General features: G+C 55.4%; 16 protein-coding genes. 3 read left to right on the top strand and 13 right to left on the bottom strand.

Annotated elements, in window-relative coordinates; all coding sequences use genetic code 11:
- Window positions 1-57 precede the first annotated feature (57 nt).
- Window positions 58-1,461 carry a reductive dehalogenase gene (locus tag Dform_RS07940; RefSeq protein WP_076004529.1) on the bottom strand — a complete coding sequence of 468 codons (1,404 nt, stop codon included), beginning with the start codon at window positions 1,459-1,461 and terminating at the stop codon, window positions 58-60.
- A gap of 175 nt (window positions 1,462-1,636) precedes the next feature.
- Here Dform_RS07940 and Dform_RS07935 point away from each other — a divergent pair, with 175 nt between their 5' ends.
- Window positions 1,637-2,134 (top strand): MarR family winged helix-turn-helix transcriptional regulator, encoded by a 498-nt coding sequence (locus Dform_RS07935; protein ID WP_076004528.1) that lies wholly within the window; start codon window positions 1,637-1,639, stop codon window positions 2,132-2,134.
- A 55-nt stretch (window positions 2,135-2,189) separates the two neighbouring features.
- Here Dform_RS07935 and Dform_RS07930 read toward each other — a convergent pair whose 3' ends face one another.
- The 9 genes from Dform_RS07930 to Dform_RS07890 all read right to left on the bottom strand — a co-directional run bounded on the left by Dform_RS07930 (window position 2,190) and on the right by Dform_RS07890 (window position 12,343).
- Window positions 2,190-3,587, bottom strand: coding sequence for a reductive dehalogenase (locus tag Dform_RS07930; protein WP_076004527.1), 1,398 nt, complete (start codon window positions 3,585-3,587; stop codon window positions 2,190-2,192).
- Window positions 3,588-3,764: 177 nt separating this feature from the next.
- Window positions 3,765-5,477 carry a proline--tRNA ligase gene (locus tag Dform_RS07925; protein ID WP_076004526.1) on the bottom strand — a complete coding sequence of 571 codons (1,713 nt, stop codon included), beginning with the start codon at window positions 5,475-5,477 and terminating at the stop codon, window positions 3,765-3,767.
- A gap of 201 nt (window positions 5,478-5,678) precedes the next feature.
- Entirely contained in the window at window positions 5,679-6,371 is a 693-nt protein-coding gene (locus tag Dform_RS07920; RefSeq protein WP_076005122.1) for an aspartate/glutamate racemase family protein, read from the bottom strand.
- Window positions 6,372-6,522: 151 nt separating this feature from the next.
- Window positions 6,523-7,344: a DNA-formamidopyrimidine glycosylase gene (gene mutM, locus Dform_RS07915; RefSeq protein ID WP_225973663.1), complete on the bottom strand. Its 822-nt coding sequence runs from the start codon at window positions 7,342-7,344 to the stop codon at window positions 6,523-6,525.
- A gap of 65 nt (window positions 7,345-7,409) precedes the next feature.
- Window positions 7,410-8,024: a phosphatase PAP2 family protein gene (locus tag Dform_RS07910; protein ID WP_145925554.1), complete on the bottom strand. Its 615-nt coding sequence runs from the start codon at window positions 8,022-8,024 to the stop codon at window positions 7,410-7,412.
- 2 nt (window positions 8,025-8,026) lie between these two features.
- Window positions 8,027-10,795 carry a DNA polymerase I gene (gene polA / locus Dform_RS07905; RefSeq protein ID WP_076004524.1) on the bottom strand — a complete coding sequence of 923 codons (2,769 nt, stop codon included), beginning with the start codon at window positions 10,793-10,795 and terminating at the stop codon, window positions 8,027-8,029.
- 58 nt (window positions 10,796-10,853) lie between these two features.
- Window positions 10,854-11,414 carry a hypothetical protein gene (locus tag Dform_RS07900; protein WP_076004523.1) on the bottom strand — a complete coding sequence of 187 codons (561 nt, stop codon included), beginning with the start codon at window positions 11,412-11,414 and terminating at the stop codon, window positions 10,854-10,856.
- Between the two features lie 118 nt (window positions 11,415-11,532).
- Complete coding sequence (locus Dform_RS07895; protein WP_076004522.1) at window positions 11,533-11,799, bottom strand: DUF4342 domain-containing protein; 267 nt, start codon at window positions 11,797-11,799, stop codon at window positions 11,533-11,535.
- Between the two features lie 133 nt (window positions 11,800-11,932).
- The gene (locus Dform_RS07890; RefSeq protein ID WP_076004521.1) at window positions 11,933-12,343 is read right to left on the bottom strand and encodes a response regulator; all 411 of its coding nucleotides are present in this window, start codon (window positions 12,341-12,343) and stop codon (window positions 11,933-11,935) included.
- Window positions 12,344-12,505: 162 nt separating this feature from the next.
- Between Dform_RS07890 and Dform_RS07885 the strand changes: the two genes are divergently transcribed.
- A complete protein-coding gene (locus Dform_RS07885; RefSeq protein ID WP_076004520.1) occupies window positions 12,506-12,883 on the top strand; it encodes a helix-turn-helix domain-containing protein in 378 nt (125 codons plus the stop codon).
- Window positions 12,884-12,917: 34 nt separating this feature from the next.
- Here Dform_RS07885 and Dform_RS07880 read toward each other — a convergent pair whose 3' ends face one another.
- The 3 genes from Dform_RS07880 to Dform_RS07870 form a co-directional block, all read right to left on the bottom strand.
- Window positions 12,918-13,304 (bottom strand): response regulator transcription factor, encoded by a 387-nt coding sequence (locus Dform_RS07880; RefSeq protein ID WP_076004519.1) that lies wholly within the window; start codon window positions 13,302-13,304, stop codon window positions 12,918-12,920.
- 65 nt (window positions 13,305-13,369) lie between these two features.
- Entirely contained in the window at window positions 13,370-14,044 is a 675-nt protein-coding gene (locus Dform_RS07875; RefSeq protein ID WP_076004518.1) for a M48 family metallopeptidase, read from the bottom strand.
- 47 nt (window positions 14,045-14,091) lie between these two features.
- A complete protein-coding gene (locus tag Dform_RS07870; RefSeq protein ID WP_076004517.1) occupies window positions 14,092-14,928 on the bottom strand; it encodes a DegV family protein in 837 nt (278 codons plus the stop codon).
- A gap of 193 nt (window positions 14,929-15,121) precedes the next feature.
- Between Dform_RS07870 and Dform_RS07865 the strand changes: the two genes are divergently transcribed.
- Window positions 15,122-15,826: a glycerol-3-phosphate acyltransferase gene (locus Dform_RS07865; protein ID WP_076004516.1), complete on the top strand. Its 705-nt coding sequence runs from the start codon at window positions 15,122-15,124 to the stop codon at window positions 15,824-15,826.
- Window positions 15,827-15,829 lie beyond the last annotated feature (3 nt).

Here is a 15,829-nt window from a genome sequence, read left to right as displayed (position 1 = left end):
ATTAACACGAAAGGGCAGGTCTGCACCTGCCCTTTCGGAATTCTCGGGAACGAGCGACTACCAGATATACTTGCCGGCGCCAAGAATCGTGTCACCCTTGTAAGTCGCCAGGTCGCGGGTCCACCAAGCTTCGATCTCATCCATGGTCCGTGGTTTGCCGTAGCCGAATTTCCGGTCCATGCTGGCAAAGAAGCCGTTAAAAATACCAGTGTTTGCCGCGGTTGCCCGGACGATCGGGTGGATAACCGCCTCTGTCGGATGATTAAAGGGGCAGGTCGGCTGGCAGATGCCGCAGTTACCCGGGGCACCGAATCCGGAACAGGTATCCCAGTTCATCCAAAAGGCTTTGATGCCTGGATTGTTTTTGGGGACGACCGTGTCCCACGATGGTTCGTCCCGCATGTCGATCGATTGGCTGGGGCAGACTTCGCCGCACCGCTTGCATTTTTGACAGAATCGGTGGCCGCCGAAGTCGATCGGCTTGGTCGGCGCCAAGGGCATGTCGGTGATGGCTATTTCCGCTTGCCGGCTGCACAGGCCGTATCCGGGGCTCATGCGGTAGTTGGGGCGAGCCTGTTCCGACAGCCCGGCGAAAATTCCGTAGGCTGAATTTTGGAGGAAGAAGCCGGTGCCGGGTTTGACCGCGACATAACCCAGGCCCTTGAGGAAAGACGTCGCCTGAGAAGCAACCAGGCGTCCGTAGTTATAGCCCTGGGCGTCCATACGGCCGATCGGAACCGATGACCCGTAGCCGCTCGGATTGTTCGGGTCAGGTTTGTAGTTGAGCGTCGCCTGGGTCTGCGGCATCTGGGTTTCCCAGACTAACATGTATTTATATTTGTTGGGGAAGCGGTAGACTTTTCCGTCGAGGACCGGATCGCTCCGGTCTTCCCAGGAGATAAGGTCTTTGTTGAATAATTTCTTCATGTTCGGGGTCAGTTCAACGACGCCCACGGCTGGGGTCCCATAGGTGTGCAGGGCGGCTCGAACAACCTGGAGGTTATATTCCGGTGATTCATTATAAGGCGAAACGACATCAGTGGACGCGGGTTTCCACCAGTTATCAGCTCCATCCCAGAGTGGGCCTGTGCCCCCTCGGCCGTAAGCAGATTGCAATGCGAATGCTCTGCGGTCAGCTCCGGGAACCAGACCGGCCAGCCCGTCAGCTTTGTCTTTAGCCAATCTTGCCGTGGTGGCAGCTTTAACTTCATCGGAAACGGGCACCGAAGGGTGAGCGGCGGCATCGTAGTTTTTGTAGGTCTGCCAGTCAACTTCAGTGGTAATATCTTCATAATCGCGCTCTTTTATCCACCAGGGTTTAGACTGTTTGCCGGCTGACGCAAGCTCGTCAAGGTCCCTGAAAACGGGGCTTGCGGCGGCAGCGGCGCCAACCCCAATACCGGCCAGACCGAGGCCTTTCATGAAATCACGCCGGGAAACACTGGAATGGAACTTGGACATGCTTTTTACCCCTTCCTTGTTATGCTATATAACATTCTGGATGGGTATTGTAAGACATCACATGCGATATGTAAATAAGCATTTATGCGTATTTATTGTTAAGAATTAGTTAAGGTTATTAGTGGTAATAATTGACACCTGATGGTACACTGGGGGAATCCTGAGAGGACCGCTCATGATTGAAGATAATCAGTTCCCAAGGGTAGCAGAAACAGATCTCATATTCTTGCTGTTCCGCGCACGCCAGAGCATATACAGAGTCAGTGAACATGAGGCTAGCCGCTGCGGCGTCACCCTGGAGCAGGCAACGGTGATGAGGCTTATCGAGGCGAATGCCGAAATTTCGATTGAGAATATTTGCCGGATAATGATCCGGGAACATCATACAATCACCAGCCTGATAGCACGTATGGTGAAAAATGGTCTGGTGACGGTGACCAAAGGGGCCAGGGGCAAGATCAGCCTGGCTTTAACTCCTAAAGGCGACGAGATTCTCGGGAAGATGAATTCAACCAAAAACAGGGGCGGGGGGGTTTCTATTCTCAGCGATCTGGAGAGGCGCCGTTTGGCTCATTATCTTCAGAAAATCACCAAACACGCTTTGCAGGAAGCCGGGAGACTTGAAGATTACGATATCCCGGGCGGGCCCGGCGACAAGATTCCGGAAGATTAAATTCAATCGTCAAAAAGAGGCGGCAGGCTTTGGGCCTGCCGCCTCTTTTTGTGTTTTACCAGGCAGATTTTCCGGCCCCCAGAGTAGTGTCGAACTCGCAATTCTTTAAGTCTCGATCCCACCAGTCCTGCATTTCCGACTCACTCCTGGGCCTGGAATAGCCAAAGGCGCGGTCAGCCTGGCCGAAGAACCTGTCGAACATGGGCGTAGTCGCGGCAACCGCTCTGACGATAGGGTGGATCACTCCTTCTGCCGGATGGTTGAATGGGCACATTACGAGGCAATTCATGCATGCGCCGGGGGAGCCAAAGTCAATACAGGTCTGCCAGTTGATGTACCAGCCCTTGAAGCCAGGACGGTTCCAGGTGCCGGCAGCGTCCCAGGTTGTATCCGCCTCTTTAGATATCGATTGAGACGGGCAGCCATCACCGCACCTGATGCAGGTTTTACAGAAATTTAGAATACCTGCGTCGATTGGGGGAGTCGGAGCAAGCGGCATGTCGGTAAGGAAATAATTAGTATATCTGATCATCAGGCCGTAGTCCGGGGTACAAACATAGGCCGGACGGCCTTGCTCACCGATACCGCTGAACACGCCCAAGCCAACATTGGTAGACAGATATGAGCCGTTATAAATTGTCTGGTAACCCATGGACTTTACCATGCGCATGGCCGCGTAACCGACCTGGGCATTGCCGGAGTACGCATGTCCAATAGCCTGGTTACCAAGTGCCATCTTTGTCCCGTATCCTCCGGGATATTCATCCGCGGCGCGCAATCCGTAGGTACTCTGTATGTAGTTCTGTTTAACCGTAAAAGTGAGAATGTATTTGCATTTATTAGGGACCTGGAAGGTCGATTTGTCCTGCTGGGCTTTATCGATATTGGAGAAAACAAACATGTCTTTTGGGAATATTCTCAAAGTCTTGTCATTGACTTCCAACGCCCCGGTAAGCACGCCTCCGTAGGCATGGATAGCGGCACGCATCATCCTGGTATTGTTTTCCGCGGAATCCTGCCAGGCAACGCCACCCGCTGCCGCGGGGAGAGATGCCGTAGGGCCATCCCATGGTGCCTGAGGGCCGATGAAACTGGAACCCTGGCTGAATCCGTAATCACGTAGTGAATCCCCGGGCACTTTTTTGGAAAATGCCTCTTTTTGGATCTCCAGGTCTCTAGCATTCACTTTATCTGTAACTGATTGAGGGCGGCTGTAAAAGGGGTTCTTTGTTTTATCGTATTGCTTGAATAAGTTCCAGTCTATTTCGTTTACTGGGTTATAGTGCTCTCTCTCTTTAACCCACCAACTTCTTTGAGCACTGGATGAATTGGACGCCAGTTCGTCCAAATCGTGAAATTGTGGCGCCAATGAAGCGACACCTGTTCCTACTCCCGCCAATCCCAAACCCTTCATGAATTGACGCCTGCTCATTGTTGAATAGAAAAGATTCATCGTTGGTCTCCTTTCAAAATACATAGAAAATTGTAGTAACCAATATAAAAGATATAACTATATATCAGAATTGTCATCGTACTAAAGTATTAAGCATATTGTACTTTGCGCTGATTTTTGGAAAAAATAGAAAGCGGCGGGCCATGGCCCGCCGCTTTCATGTGGCGCGTTTGTGGTCTAAGCAGCCATTTGCATCTGTTCCTGTATCAGATGTCTCACTTCGCTCACTATATTATCGACTGGAATTAGCATAAACGCCTTTTCAGACCTTTTTTTCAATTCCACCCCACCCTTGTCGAGGGTTCGCGGGCTAACTGTAATACGTATCGGCATACCGAGCAGGTCGGCGTCATTGAATTTGACGCCGGGAGACTCGATCCGGTCGTCGAACAAAGCCTTGATCCCCGCGGCGCATAGATCGGCGTAGATTTTCTCCGCCGCTTGTTTGACCTTGTCATTATCCATGGAAAGACCGCAGATGTGGACCGGGTAGGGGGCGATGGGCATCGGCCAGATGATGCCTTTGTCATCGTGGTTCTGCTCGATAGCCGCGGCGAGGAGCCGGCCTACCCCAATGCCGTAGCAGCCCATGACGCAGGGTTTCTGGTTGCCTTCGGGATCGGTGAAGTTGGCGCCAAAGGTTTCGGCCAGGAAGGTGCCCAGCTTGAAGACGTGACCGACCTCGATGCCCCGGGTGGACTCAAGTATCCCGCCGCACCTGGCGCACTTTGATCCGACTCTGGCGGAGGCGATATCGGCTGTTTTGTAGGCGTTAAAATCACGGCCGAGGATGATATTTTTGGCATGCCAGCCGGCGATGTTGGCCCCGCCGACATAGTTGATGGAGGAGACGATCGAATCGTCGGCGATAACTTTGGCATCGTGCCCCACCGGGGAGGCCGAGCCGGCGATGATCCCCTTCTCCGCGACTTCTTCGGCGGTCGCCAAACGAAGTTCCGCCGCCTTGAGCAGGTTCTTCAGCTTGACCTCGTTGACATCGAGATCGCCTCTGATCACGGCGATGATGAACTCCTTGCCGGCTACGTAGAAGACGCACTTGAGCATCTGGGACGGCGCCAGATTGAGGAAACCGGCGATGTCCTCGATGGATTCCTTGCCCGGTGTGGCCACATTTTCGATCGGCAATGGAACCTGCTCAGCGACTTCGCCTTTGTTGAACCTGGCTTTTTCGACATTGGCGGCATACCCGCACCCGGAGCAAAAGATGATTTCATCTTCGCCGGTTTCGGCAGTCACCATAAACTCGTGCGAGGCCTTGCCGCCGATAGCTCCTGAGTCAGCTTCGATGACCATGGCTTTCAAGCCGCAGCGCCGGTAAATGTTCTTGTAGGCCTGGACCATTTTCTGGTACGACACTTCGAGACCGGCATCGTCGGCGTCAAAGGTGTACATATCCTTCATGATGAACTCGCGGACACGTACCAGACCGCCCCGGGGGCGGGGTTCATCGCGGAGCTTGGTCTGGATCTGGTATAGGCGCTGAGGCAGGTCGCGATATGACTGAATGTAGTGGGCAGCCAGGTCGGTGACAACTTCTTCGTGTGTCGGACCGAGCGCCAATACGCGATCTTTCCGGTCGGTCAACCTGAACAGGTTAGCCCCGAAGGCGGCGCCGCGCCCGGATTTTTCCCACAGCTCGACCGGCTGCAAAACCGGCATGGTGATTTCTTGCCCGCCGGCGGCGTCCATCTCATCGCGGATAATATCCATGATCTTTTTAGCGCTGCGCCAGGCCAGTGGCATATAGGAATAGATGCCGGCAGTCAGTTGGTTGATCATGCCGGCTCTGAGCAACAACTGATGGCTTATGGTTTCCGCCTCGCCGGGGATTTCACGCTGGGTCTTGCCGAATAGTTGGGAAAGCCTCATCAAATACCTCGCCTTAAATGCCGATATGAAAGCATAGCTAAAACCTAAAAGTTAAGCAACGGGGGTAAATTCCTTGCCCGCTGACGGCGGAGGATGGTAGAGCCCGTACTGAGCGGAGCGAAGGTGGTATGGGCGTCTTCGATCACTTGCAGCGGCTCAAGCCGTTCGTGGGGAGCCTGTCGAACCAAGACACGTGAGGTCTTATTTTATCGCCCGCCGCACCGCCGCCTCCGCATGCAGTTTAACCGTATCAAACACCGGTACCTTAACATCGGACGGCTTTATCAACATCGGCAGTTCGGTGCAGGCCAGGACGATGCCCTCGGCGCCGCGAGCCACCAGGTTGTCGATAACCAGCTGGCAAGCCCAATTTGAGGCGTCTTGGACGCAGCCTCGGCAAAGCTCATCATAGATGATGGAGTTCACCACCTGCTGTTGATCTTTTTCCGGCACCAGGACCTCGATTCCGAATTTTTCTTCGAGTCTTCTCCGGTAAAAATCTTCGCTCATGGTGAACCGGGTACCCAGGAGGCCCACTGATTTCAGGCCGGCTTTTTTGATCGCTTCCCCAGCGGCATCGGCGATATGAAGGACTTCGAGACCGGAGGTTGCTTCGACCTGATCTACGACTTTATGCATCGTATTGGCGCAGATGACCAGGAAATCGGCTCCCGCACCCTTGAGAGCTTTGCCCCGTTCCCCGAGCATTTCCCCAAGTTCGGGCCAGTCGCCGCTGCTCTGTCGCTTTTCGATTTCCTCGAAGTCGAATGAGTAGATCAATACCTTGGCTGAATGGAGTCCGCCGAGAGCTTTGGCCACGCCCTCGTTGATCAGCTTGTAATATAGCGCCGTTGAATTCCAGCTTATCCCGCCGATTAGCCCGATGGTTTTCATTTCAATACCTTTCAATTTGGTGTGGCAATAACCAAGATACAAGGTACAATAACCAAACAAGCTCCAATAACCAAATTCAAATTACCAAACCCGTTTGGTTATTGGTGATTGAGATTTGGAATTTGTTTGGTGTTTGTTTCTTGGTTATTGGTTATTCCGGCATGGGTTGACACCTGGAACACAAATACGTACCCCGCCCTCTGACGACAATCCTCTCCAGCGCCGCCCCACATCTGGGACAGTTCTCTCCCCGGCGGTGCGCCACTTTGAAAGCGAAGTGGGCGTGTCCCAACTCGCCGCCCGGCCTGACGTAATTGGAGATGGATGCTCCTTTGCTTTCGATGGCGGCTGTCAGCACCTGCTGGATGGCCTTGTGCAATCGCCGGTATTCGGCGGGAGTCAAGCTGTCCGCCGGTCTCAAGGGGTGGATTTTCGCTTCGAAAAGCGCTTCATCGGCGTACATATTGCCGATTCCGGCGATAAGCGACTGGTCGAGCAAGGTTGGCTTGATCGGGCTTTTACGCTTTCTGAGGATCGAGGTGAACGTCTCAACAGTAAACTCGGGTTCGAGCGGTTCCGGTCCGAGTTCTTCGATCGTTGAATCTCGATCGACGACCCGCATCCGGCCGAATTTCCTGGGATCGCGGAAGTAGACCTTGAATCCATCGTCGAGCGTTATTTCGACGCGGTTGTAAGGCGGAGGAAGGGCGGAGGCCTCCTGGGCGATGAGTGCGCCGGTCATTTTGAGGTGGGTCAGGAGCTTTTTTCCGCTCGAGAGTTCCCAGATGATGAACTTACCGCGCCGCCGGACTTTTGCGACCGTTTGCCCCTTGAGCCCGTTCACAAATTCAGCGATCGTATTGCCCTTGACCGTTCCCGGCCAAAATACCTCGACGTTTTCAATGCAACGCCCGAGGACATAAGGCCTGATTTCATTGGTCACCGTCTCAACTTCCGGTAGTTCAGGCATCATGCTCCTCTGTCGTCCTGAGCGGAGCGAAGGACCTCAATTTCACGCTCGGGCATACCACCGTCCGATTATGCAGCAATTCGTTGCCGGCTATCAACCGCCCAACTTACCGGGATAAGCACAATCAATCCCCACAAAAAGCCCCCCAGTACGTCCGTGGGCCAATGCACCCCGAGATATATTCGTGAAAAGGCGATAATGGCTACGATGGTGATGATTACCGCACGTCCTAGAGTCAACAACGATATTTGGTGAACAAGTTTCTGAAAATTGACCACCAGATACCCGCCGAAAACCGTGAAATAAGAGGTATGACCAGAAATGAAGCTGAATTCCTCGCCGTTCGGGCGTGTCCTATCGGCGATATTTTTTATCAGGGAAGTGGTAGATGAAACAGCAAGAAGCGCGATCACGAACCAAACCGCCTCACGACGCAACCCTTTCACCCACAACCAGACGGTTACCGATGCAGCCAACAGGATGGACGGCCAGGTCTCGCCCAGGAAAGAAGCGCCGCTCATAACGGCATTGAGGAAGGGCACGTTTAAATTTTGAAAATAGTTGCTGATGGCGGTATCGAGGCTCGACGGCGGGTTTTTGGCGATGATAAAGAGGATGATGAAACCGAGGCAGATAAGGAGATACAGCGCCAACGGAAAAGCCCTTGTCGACGTGTGTGGCAAGGCTATTCCATCGCTCCCCAGTTGGCTCCGTATTTCATATCTACCTTGAGCGGGACGGCCAGTTCCACCGCCGCCGCCATCAGGCGGGGCGCCATTTCCGACATGAAGATGAGCTCGTGTTGCGGCACTTCGAAAATCAGCTCATCGTGAACCTGGAGCAGCAGGCGGCTCTTGAGTTTCCGCTCTTTCATCTCGCGGATTACGTGCAACATGGCCACCTTGATGATATCCGCCGAAGTCCCCTGGACCGGCATGTTGATCGCCATCCGCTCCGCGGCTTCCCGCACCTGCCGGTTGGAGGCGTTGATCTCCGGTATGTAGCGGCGCCGGCCAAGGATAGTCTCGACATAGCCGCGCGACCTGGCCTGTTCCTTGGTGGCCTCGAGATAGGTCTTTACGCCGGGATAACGTTCGAAATACCTGGTGATGAACTCGGAAGACTGGGTACGGGTCAGCTCCGTTGCCTGTTCCAGCCCGTAATCGCTCATGCCGTAAATAACGCCGAAATTCACCGTCTTGGCAAAACGGCGCATGTCCTTGGTCACGGCTTCCTTCGGTACCTCGTAGAGCCTCATCGCCGTGGCGGTATGGATGTCCTCATCGTGGTTGAACGCGGCTATCAGGTCGGGGTCGCCGGAAAGATGGGCCAGCGCCCGGAGATCGATCTGGGAATAATCTGCGGCCAGCAGCGCATACCCGGGCGGCGCCACGAAGGCTTTGCGGATCTCGCGTCCCAGCTCGCCGCGGACCGGTATGTTTTGCAGATTGGGATCGCTCGAAGAAAGCCTGCCCGTTGCGGTGCGGGCCTGGTTGAAGCTGGTGTGCAGGCGCCCGTCGCGGGGCGAGATCATCGCCGGCAGAACGTCGACATAGGTGGATTTGAGCTTTGTCAGGGTGCGGAATTCCAGGACTTTCCGGACTATGGCGTGCTCGTCTTTAAGTTCGTCGAGCACGGCGGCATCGGTGCAGTAACCGGTCTTCGTTTTTCTGCCTGAAGGCAGGTGAAGTTCCCCGAACAAGACGTCGCCAAGCTGCTTCGGAGACGCTATGTTGAACTCGTGCCCCGCCAGGGAATAAATCTCGTTTTCGATGTTCTTGAGCTGCCCGCCTAGGTCGATCGACATTTTCCCCAGCCGTTCGGTATCTAAAGCGATTCCGGCGCGTTCCATGTCCATAATGACCGGTACCAGCGGCATCTCGACCTCGGAAAAGAGCTTCCACTGGTTCTGGTTCTTCAACTCCGGTTCAAGGTTCCCGGCCAGCCGGAAAGTCATATCGGCGTCGGCGCAGGAATAATCCGACGTCTCCTTCAAACCGCAGCGAGAGATGCAGATCTGGCTTTTGCCTTCCCCGATGAGTTCGGTAATAGGCGTCATTTCAACATGAAGGCGGGTCGAAGCCAGGTTCTTGAGTCCGGGCGCCTTTTCCCCCAACAAGTGAGCGGCCAGCATGGTGTCGAAGTCCAGGCCGTTGACGGCGAAACCGGCTGTCTGCAACGCCTGGAGGTCGAACTTGGCGTTGTGGGCGATCTTGGTGATCTTTTTCTCCGCCAGGACTGGGCCTAAAGCCCTTTTGACCTCGAACAATTCAAGCTGGGTGCCTTCAACCCCCACATGGCCCACCGGCAGGTAAAAGCTTTCGCCGGGGGCTGTCGCGATTGAAAGTCCGACCAGGTCGGCGGTCAGAGTGTCGAGGCTTGTCGTCTCGGTATCCAGGGCAAATTTGCCGGTCCCGGCAAGCTTTTGTACCAGATGGTTCAATTTCTCTATGGTGTCGACAAGCGTGTATTGGCATTCGATGGACGGTGGTGTCGGGATCGCTTCCGGCGACTCCGGTTGCGCCGTACCCTTGCCCGCGCTGTCGGCCTTCGGCAAGCGGTTGATCAAGCTGGTGAATTCCAGTTCACGCAGCAGCGGAATGGCCTTTTCCCGGTTAAGGCGGCAGATCTGGCACTTGTCGATGTCGAACTCGATCGGCAGATCGGTGACAATGGTGGCCAGCTTCAGGCTGTCCCGGGCGGCTTTTTCCTCCCGCCGCAACAGCTCCCGCAGCTTTTCGGGTCTGATGAGTTCGATATTCTGGTAGATCTCGTCGATGCCGTCGAATTCGGTCAGAAGTTTCACTGCCGTCTTCTGGCCAACCCCGGGTACGCCGCCGATGTTATCCGAAGAATCGCCCACCAGGGCCTTGTAATCGGCGACCCGATTTGGCGGCACGCCGAACTTGCCTTTGACGGCTTCGGCGTTATAGAGGATGGTATCGGAGAAAGTGCCTCCCGGCTTGGGATAAAGCACCTTGACGTCGTCATCGACAAGCTGCATGGCATCGGCATCCCCAGTCACGATCACCACTTCCGCCCCGTCCGCCTCCGCCCTGCGGGCAACAGTCCCCAGGAGGTCGTCAGCCTCGTAACCCTGTTGTTCGAATATCGGCATGTCGAAGGCCTCCACCAACTGGTGCACCCGGCCCAACTGGGTTATGAGTTCACTCGGGGTCGGCGGGCGGTGAGCCTTATATTCTGCCGACATCTCGTGTCGGAAGGTCGGCCCCTTGCGGTCGAAGGCGATAGCATAGCAGTCGGGCTTAAGATCGGCCAGGACCTTCAGCAGGATATTGGTGAAACCGAAGACCGCTGAGGTGACTTCGCCGGTTCCGGAGATAGTGAGCTGCCGCCCGTGGGCGAAGGCGTGGAAAGCGCGGTGCACCAGGGCGCTGGCGTCGAAAAGGACGATTCGAGGTTTGCTGGGGGCCGGTTCGGCACGATGGGTCATATCCAAATTATACCAGAAAACGCGGGTCTTCGGCTGATTTCCCGGTGGCAAGCGGGGTTCAGGGAAGGGAAAACCGCAGTTGCTCGCGCCCGGAGAACATGTCTACCGGGCACGTCCGTCGGCAGAGGACGGAAGTTGAAATGCTTGGGATGCCCATTTCCTGTTCGCTGGTATATGAAATGACCAGGTTTCCGTAATGGCAGAAAAAATGGCCCGATGAAGCGTCAAAACTGATGTTGGCTTTTCCCCCGACCACCGCCGAGACCAGCGGCCCCAGCCTCAGGCTGGAGAAAATGAACGCCCCCGGTTTACCCAGCATCCCTTCAAAAAACAGCTGGGCGCGGAAGCTTTCGAGACGGCCGCCGTGGAACAAGACATCGAAGCTGCCGCCGCGGTTAGCGGATTCCTTGAACTGGAAAATGCGCTGGTCGCCGCCGTCGTAAAGCCGGATCGCCGCCTCGCCCAGCTCTGGGGCGTGGGTCACGTCGGTTAGACGGTCACGGCCTACCATCCGGATGATGTCTTCGGGGTGATGGAAATCCCCGAAGTTATGAATTACGGAGCCAACCAGTTTAAGGTATGATGCCGGTTTTTCAGGGTCGTACTGGCGTAGGCGCATACCTTCCTCCAACCTGCCTATGTTACCACCGGAGGTTAACGATATCAAGACCGGGTACGGATACTTAACCGAAAAGTTAAGCCGGAGGGCAGCCCTGGAAGGGTATAATTCTTTCGGCCTATTTAGTTTCCGCGGGCTTTTCGTCGGTCTTCTCGACCTCGATAGTCGTCTCGGTTACCAGCGCCGCGAATGCGCCGACCGCCGCCAGGAGAGGCGCCGCCAGGATACCGACGGCGGCCGCCGGAGCCCCCACCGAGAGGGGGATATCGATTATAGCCTTACCCTCATGGATCAAACGGACGCGCCGGATATTGCCCTGATGGATGATTTCCTTGACCTTGCCGACCACCTTGTCGCCGGAGACGGTGAATTTCTCGGTGGACATCGAAGCCCTCCTTTTAGGTTGGTACCTCAATACTATCATCGGGCCTGGCGACTTCCAACCTGTGAAGGGGCACCATTAAGGGGCTGTTAAAAGCGTCATGCGGCCGGGATCCCCTGTAAGCCGGGAATTCCGGTTAACCGGTAGAAAGTGGCGGACTGAGGTACCTGCGGCCCATCTGAGCCTCGCGGATGGCGGTGACCAGGTGCTCTACCCCGGATTCCTTGAGGATGTAGCCGAATGCCCCGGCATCGAAAGCTCCAGTAATATAAGGGCTGTCGCCGCACATTGAAAGGACTATCGATCGAGTCGGGATATTCCTTTTTTTCATCGCCTTGAGCAGCTCGATACCGCTCATGTTCGGCATGCTCAGGTTGGTCACCAGGATATGCGGCTTGACCGCTTCCAGCTGTTCTAAAGCCTGAAGACCGTCGCTGGCTTCCGCCACCACGATGAAGTCCGGTTCGTATTCCAGAAGGGCTTTGATACCGCGCCTTACTATGGCGTGGTCATCAGCCAGCAGAATGGTTGTCTTGCCTTTATCCAATGTCCTGCCGAGTTAAAATATTAAGTTTAACTTGTTAATTTCACTATACACTACAAAATTCCAATTACAAAATCAACTTGTAGTTGGCTCATTGCGCTACTTCACATAAGCCTGTTAAGATTTGTGCCGGTAAAAATACTTTATATAAGGCAGGGATGCCCCATGTCTATCGGCGACAGGATCAAGGCCAAGCGCCTCGATCTGAAACTCACCCAGCAGGACCTGTCCAACGGACTTCACATTACTCCCCAGCATATCTCTGCCATCGAGCAAAACAAAAGGCTGCCGTCACTCTCAATGCTGGAGAAACTCGCCGAAGAACTGGGCGTTACCATAGACTACCTGGTCACCGGCAGGGAGTCTATTCTGTCAGGGCTGATTCCGGCCATCAAAGCCGACCCTCGGTTGTCCCTGAAAGCCCGGAAGGCGCTGGCCAGTATTATCGAGGAACTGCACGACGGCGCATCCGCCGCGGAAAAAGTAGTCATCCGGAAGATTGCCTCGGACTTGCCCGCTCGCGCCGGCCACAGCCCGGCCTGATCAAGGCGCCGGGTGACCGGTGCGCTGCCTAGTGCTAGCCGGCTTTGGCGCCGCGCCGCGCCATGACTTCCTCGATCTTCCCGGAGAGGTCTCCCGGTTTGAAGGGCTTGCCCAGGTAGTCGTCAGCCCCGGCTTCTTTGGCAAATTCGCCGACGTCGTCCCGGGCGGTGAAGACAATCACCGGCAGGTCTGAAAATTCTCTGAGCTTGGTCAACACGTCGAAACCGGTTACCGGGGCCATGAAAATGTCCAGGAGCATGATGTCGGCGTTTCCTGATCTGACAATATTGAGAGCTTCATCGCAGTCGGTGGTGGATACCGGCAGGTAACCCGCCAGCTCCAGGCCCGCGCTGACGAACCGCAGAATCGCGGTCTCGTCATCCACTACCAGTACCCGGGTTTTCGGTTTTATTTCCTGCATAACCTCAGTCCAAAACCTGTGGGGTAATTCTAGCACTTCCCAGGCGCGTTTCAATACCATTCGCGCTAAAAATCCAGTTGGTGGCCATGGTCCTTCAACCAGCGCCGGGCATTTTTGTGTCCCGGGAAGTATGCGCCGACAAAGCGCCAGAACTCCGGGCCGTGGTGCTTGTACCGGATATGGGCCAGTTCATGCACCACCACGTAGTCGATGATCTCCGGCGGCGCCATAACCAGCCGCCAGTTGAAGTTAAGCGAATCGGCCGGGCCGCAGGAGCCCCATCGCCGCCTCGGGCTGGTGATTCTAAGCGACGAAGGACAGCAAGCCATGATACGGGCGTAGTGCCTGACCCGGTCGGTGATATAGCTGCGGGCATACTCGCGGTACCATTTCGTCAGGGACTCACGGGCGGTGGGCAGAAGTTGTATCGGAAAGACCAACCGGTTGCCGGAAAGGTTGACGCAGGAGGACGCCGATTCCACCAGCTTCAACCGGCAGGATTGGCCTTGTACCGGGAATTCCTCACCTTCAAGGAACTGTTTCTTGGCCGGTTCAGGCCTGGAGGCAAGCTCCGCCTTTTTCCGCGTGATCCAGCTTTCATGGCCCAGGATGAAGCGGTGGATTTCTTTCAGGCTCAGGCGCCGCGGCGCCCGGACTAAAAGAGTCGAATCGGGTCTTAATTCGATCGCCAGCGTCCGCCGGCAAGAGCGGATAAGCGTAATTTCCGTCTTGAGGTTCAAAGCGGGACTATTATCCGCTCAATTCCGCCGGAGAATCAACGGGCAATTTACGTCGAGCGCGTTACCACGAACAGTGTCCCCGGGCCGGCGTGGGCCCCCAACGCAGCGCCTAACCGCGATATGATGATCTGGTTTTTGGGGAAATATACCCCCAGGCGGTCGGCCAGCGCCATGGCTTCATCGGGGGTAGTGGTATGCACCACCGCCAGATCGGCGATTTTCCCCACCGTCCGGGTCCACTCCACCAACCGGTCGATGCCTTTGGACCGGCTCCTGACCTGGCCGGCCGGGTGCATTTCGCCTTCTTTCACTGTCAGGACGGGTTTTACCGAAAGAATGGATCCCAGCAAGGCCTTGGCTTTCCCGATCCGGCCGCCCGCCGCCAGGTACTTTAAGGTGTCGAAAATGCCCAGCAGCCGGACTTGCGGGATGGCGTCGTTGACCGCGCTGGCGATTTCAGCCAGGGAAGCGCCCTGCTTGGCCATTCTCGCCGCCATGATGGCAAAAAGCCCCAGGCCCATGGAAACCGACTGGGTATCTATCACTTCGATGTTGGCTTCTTTGGTCATCATTTGCTTGGCCTGGAGCGCCGAATCGTAGGTGCCGCTGAGCTTCTTGGATAGGTGGAGGGAGATAATGCCGTCTTTGGCCGGCAGGATGGATTTGTATACGTCGACAAAATCCTTAGGGGAGGGTTGAGACGTGCTCGGGTGGACGGAATCGCTCTGCAGGCGCCGGTAAAATTCATCGTGAGAAATCTCGACCAGGTCCCGGTAAACCTTTTCGCCGAATCTGACGTACTGGGGTACTACTTTAATACCAAGTTCTGCCACGATAGAAGCGGGTAAATCTGCGGTGGTGTCGGTGACTATTTTAACGGTCATCCTGGCTGCCCTCCGGTCTCAAATTCGCTGGGAAGGGTTACTCCGGGTATCGACACGAAAGAATTGGACGCTTGAGTGGGGGTTGCGGATGGTTATTATAATAACTTGAACCATCGTTCAATGTAAAGACTTTTTTTGGACTATCAAAATCAACATCGGCGGATTTATAATGTGAACGTTTTAGCCTTATTCAATGCTTCTGGAGGGAACCATAGTCTCAAACATCGCGGTCCTGGTCGCGGCGTACTTTATCGGCGCCTTCCCCCAGCTTCTTCTGATGGCGAAGTACCACCATATCGAACCCGTGGGTGACCTGCACCACGCCATCTGGAAGAAAGCCGGCCCGGTTTGGGGGCTGTCGGCCAGCGCTATCGACGTTTTGAAAGGAATCGGCACCGTTTGGCTGGCCCGTTCCCTGGATTTTGAAATCCCGATCGTTGTCCTGGCGGCTCTGGCGGCTACCTGCGGTCAGATGTGGCCGGTGTTCAAGAAATTCGACGGTGAAAAGGGCAATACCACCGGTTTCGGAGCCGCGGCAAACCTGGCTTTCTGGCCGGCGATGATCTGTCTCACTCCGGTTTTTCTGGCGATCATCTCCAAGGTCATCAAGGCATTCCGGTTGAAGGGCGTCCCGCGGGAGCAGCGCTTACGGACCGGCGCCGGCCAAAGCAACGCCTTGCCCCTGGGAGTGGGCGTCGCCTTCCTGGTCTTGCCGCTGGCGGCTTACCTTTTGAATGAATCAACGGCCGTGGTAGCCGGGTTTGCGGCTCTTTTCGTTCTCGTGATGGTAAGACGGTTGACCGCGGGGCTTTCAGCGGACCTGGCGACCAGTTTTCCTCGAGGCCAAATTTTCTGGTCTCGCCTGCTGCTTGACCGCCCGATAGCGGCGGAAGCCTGAGGA

It is taken from the genome of Dehalogenimonas formicexedens, from assembly GCF_001953175.1.
Lineage (GTDB): Bacteria > Chloroflexota > Dehalococcoidia > Dehalococcoidales > Dehalococcoidaceae > Dehalogenimonas > Dehalogenimonas formicexedens.
This window is presented reverse-complemented; position numbering and strand designations above follow the sequence as displayed.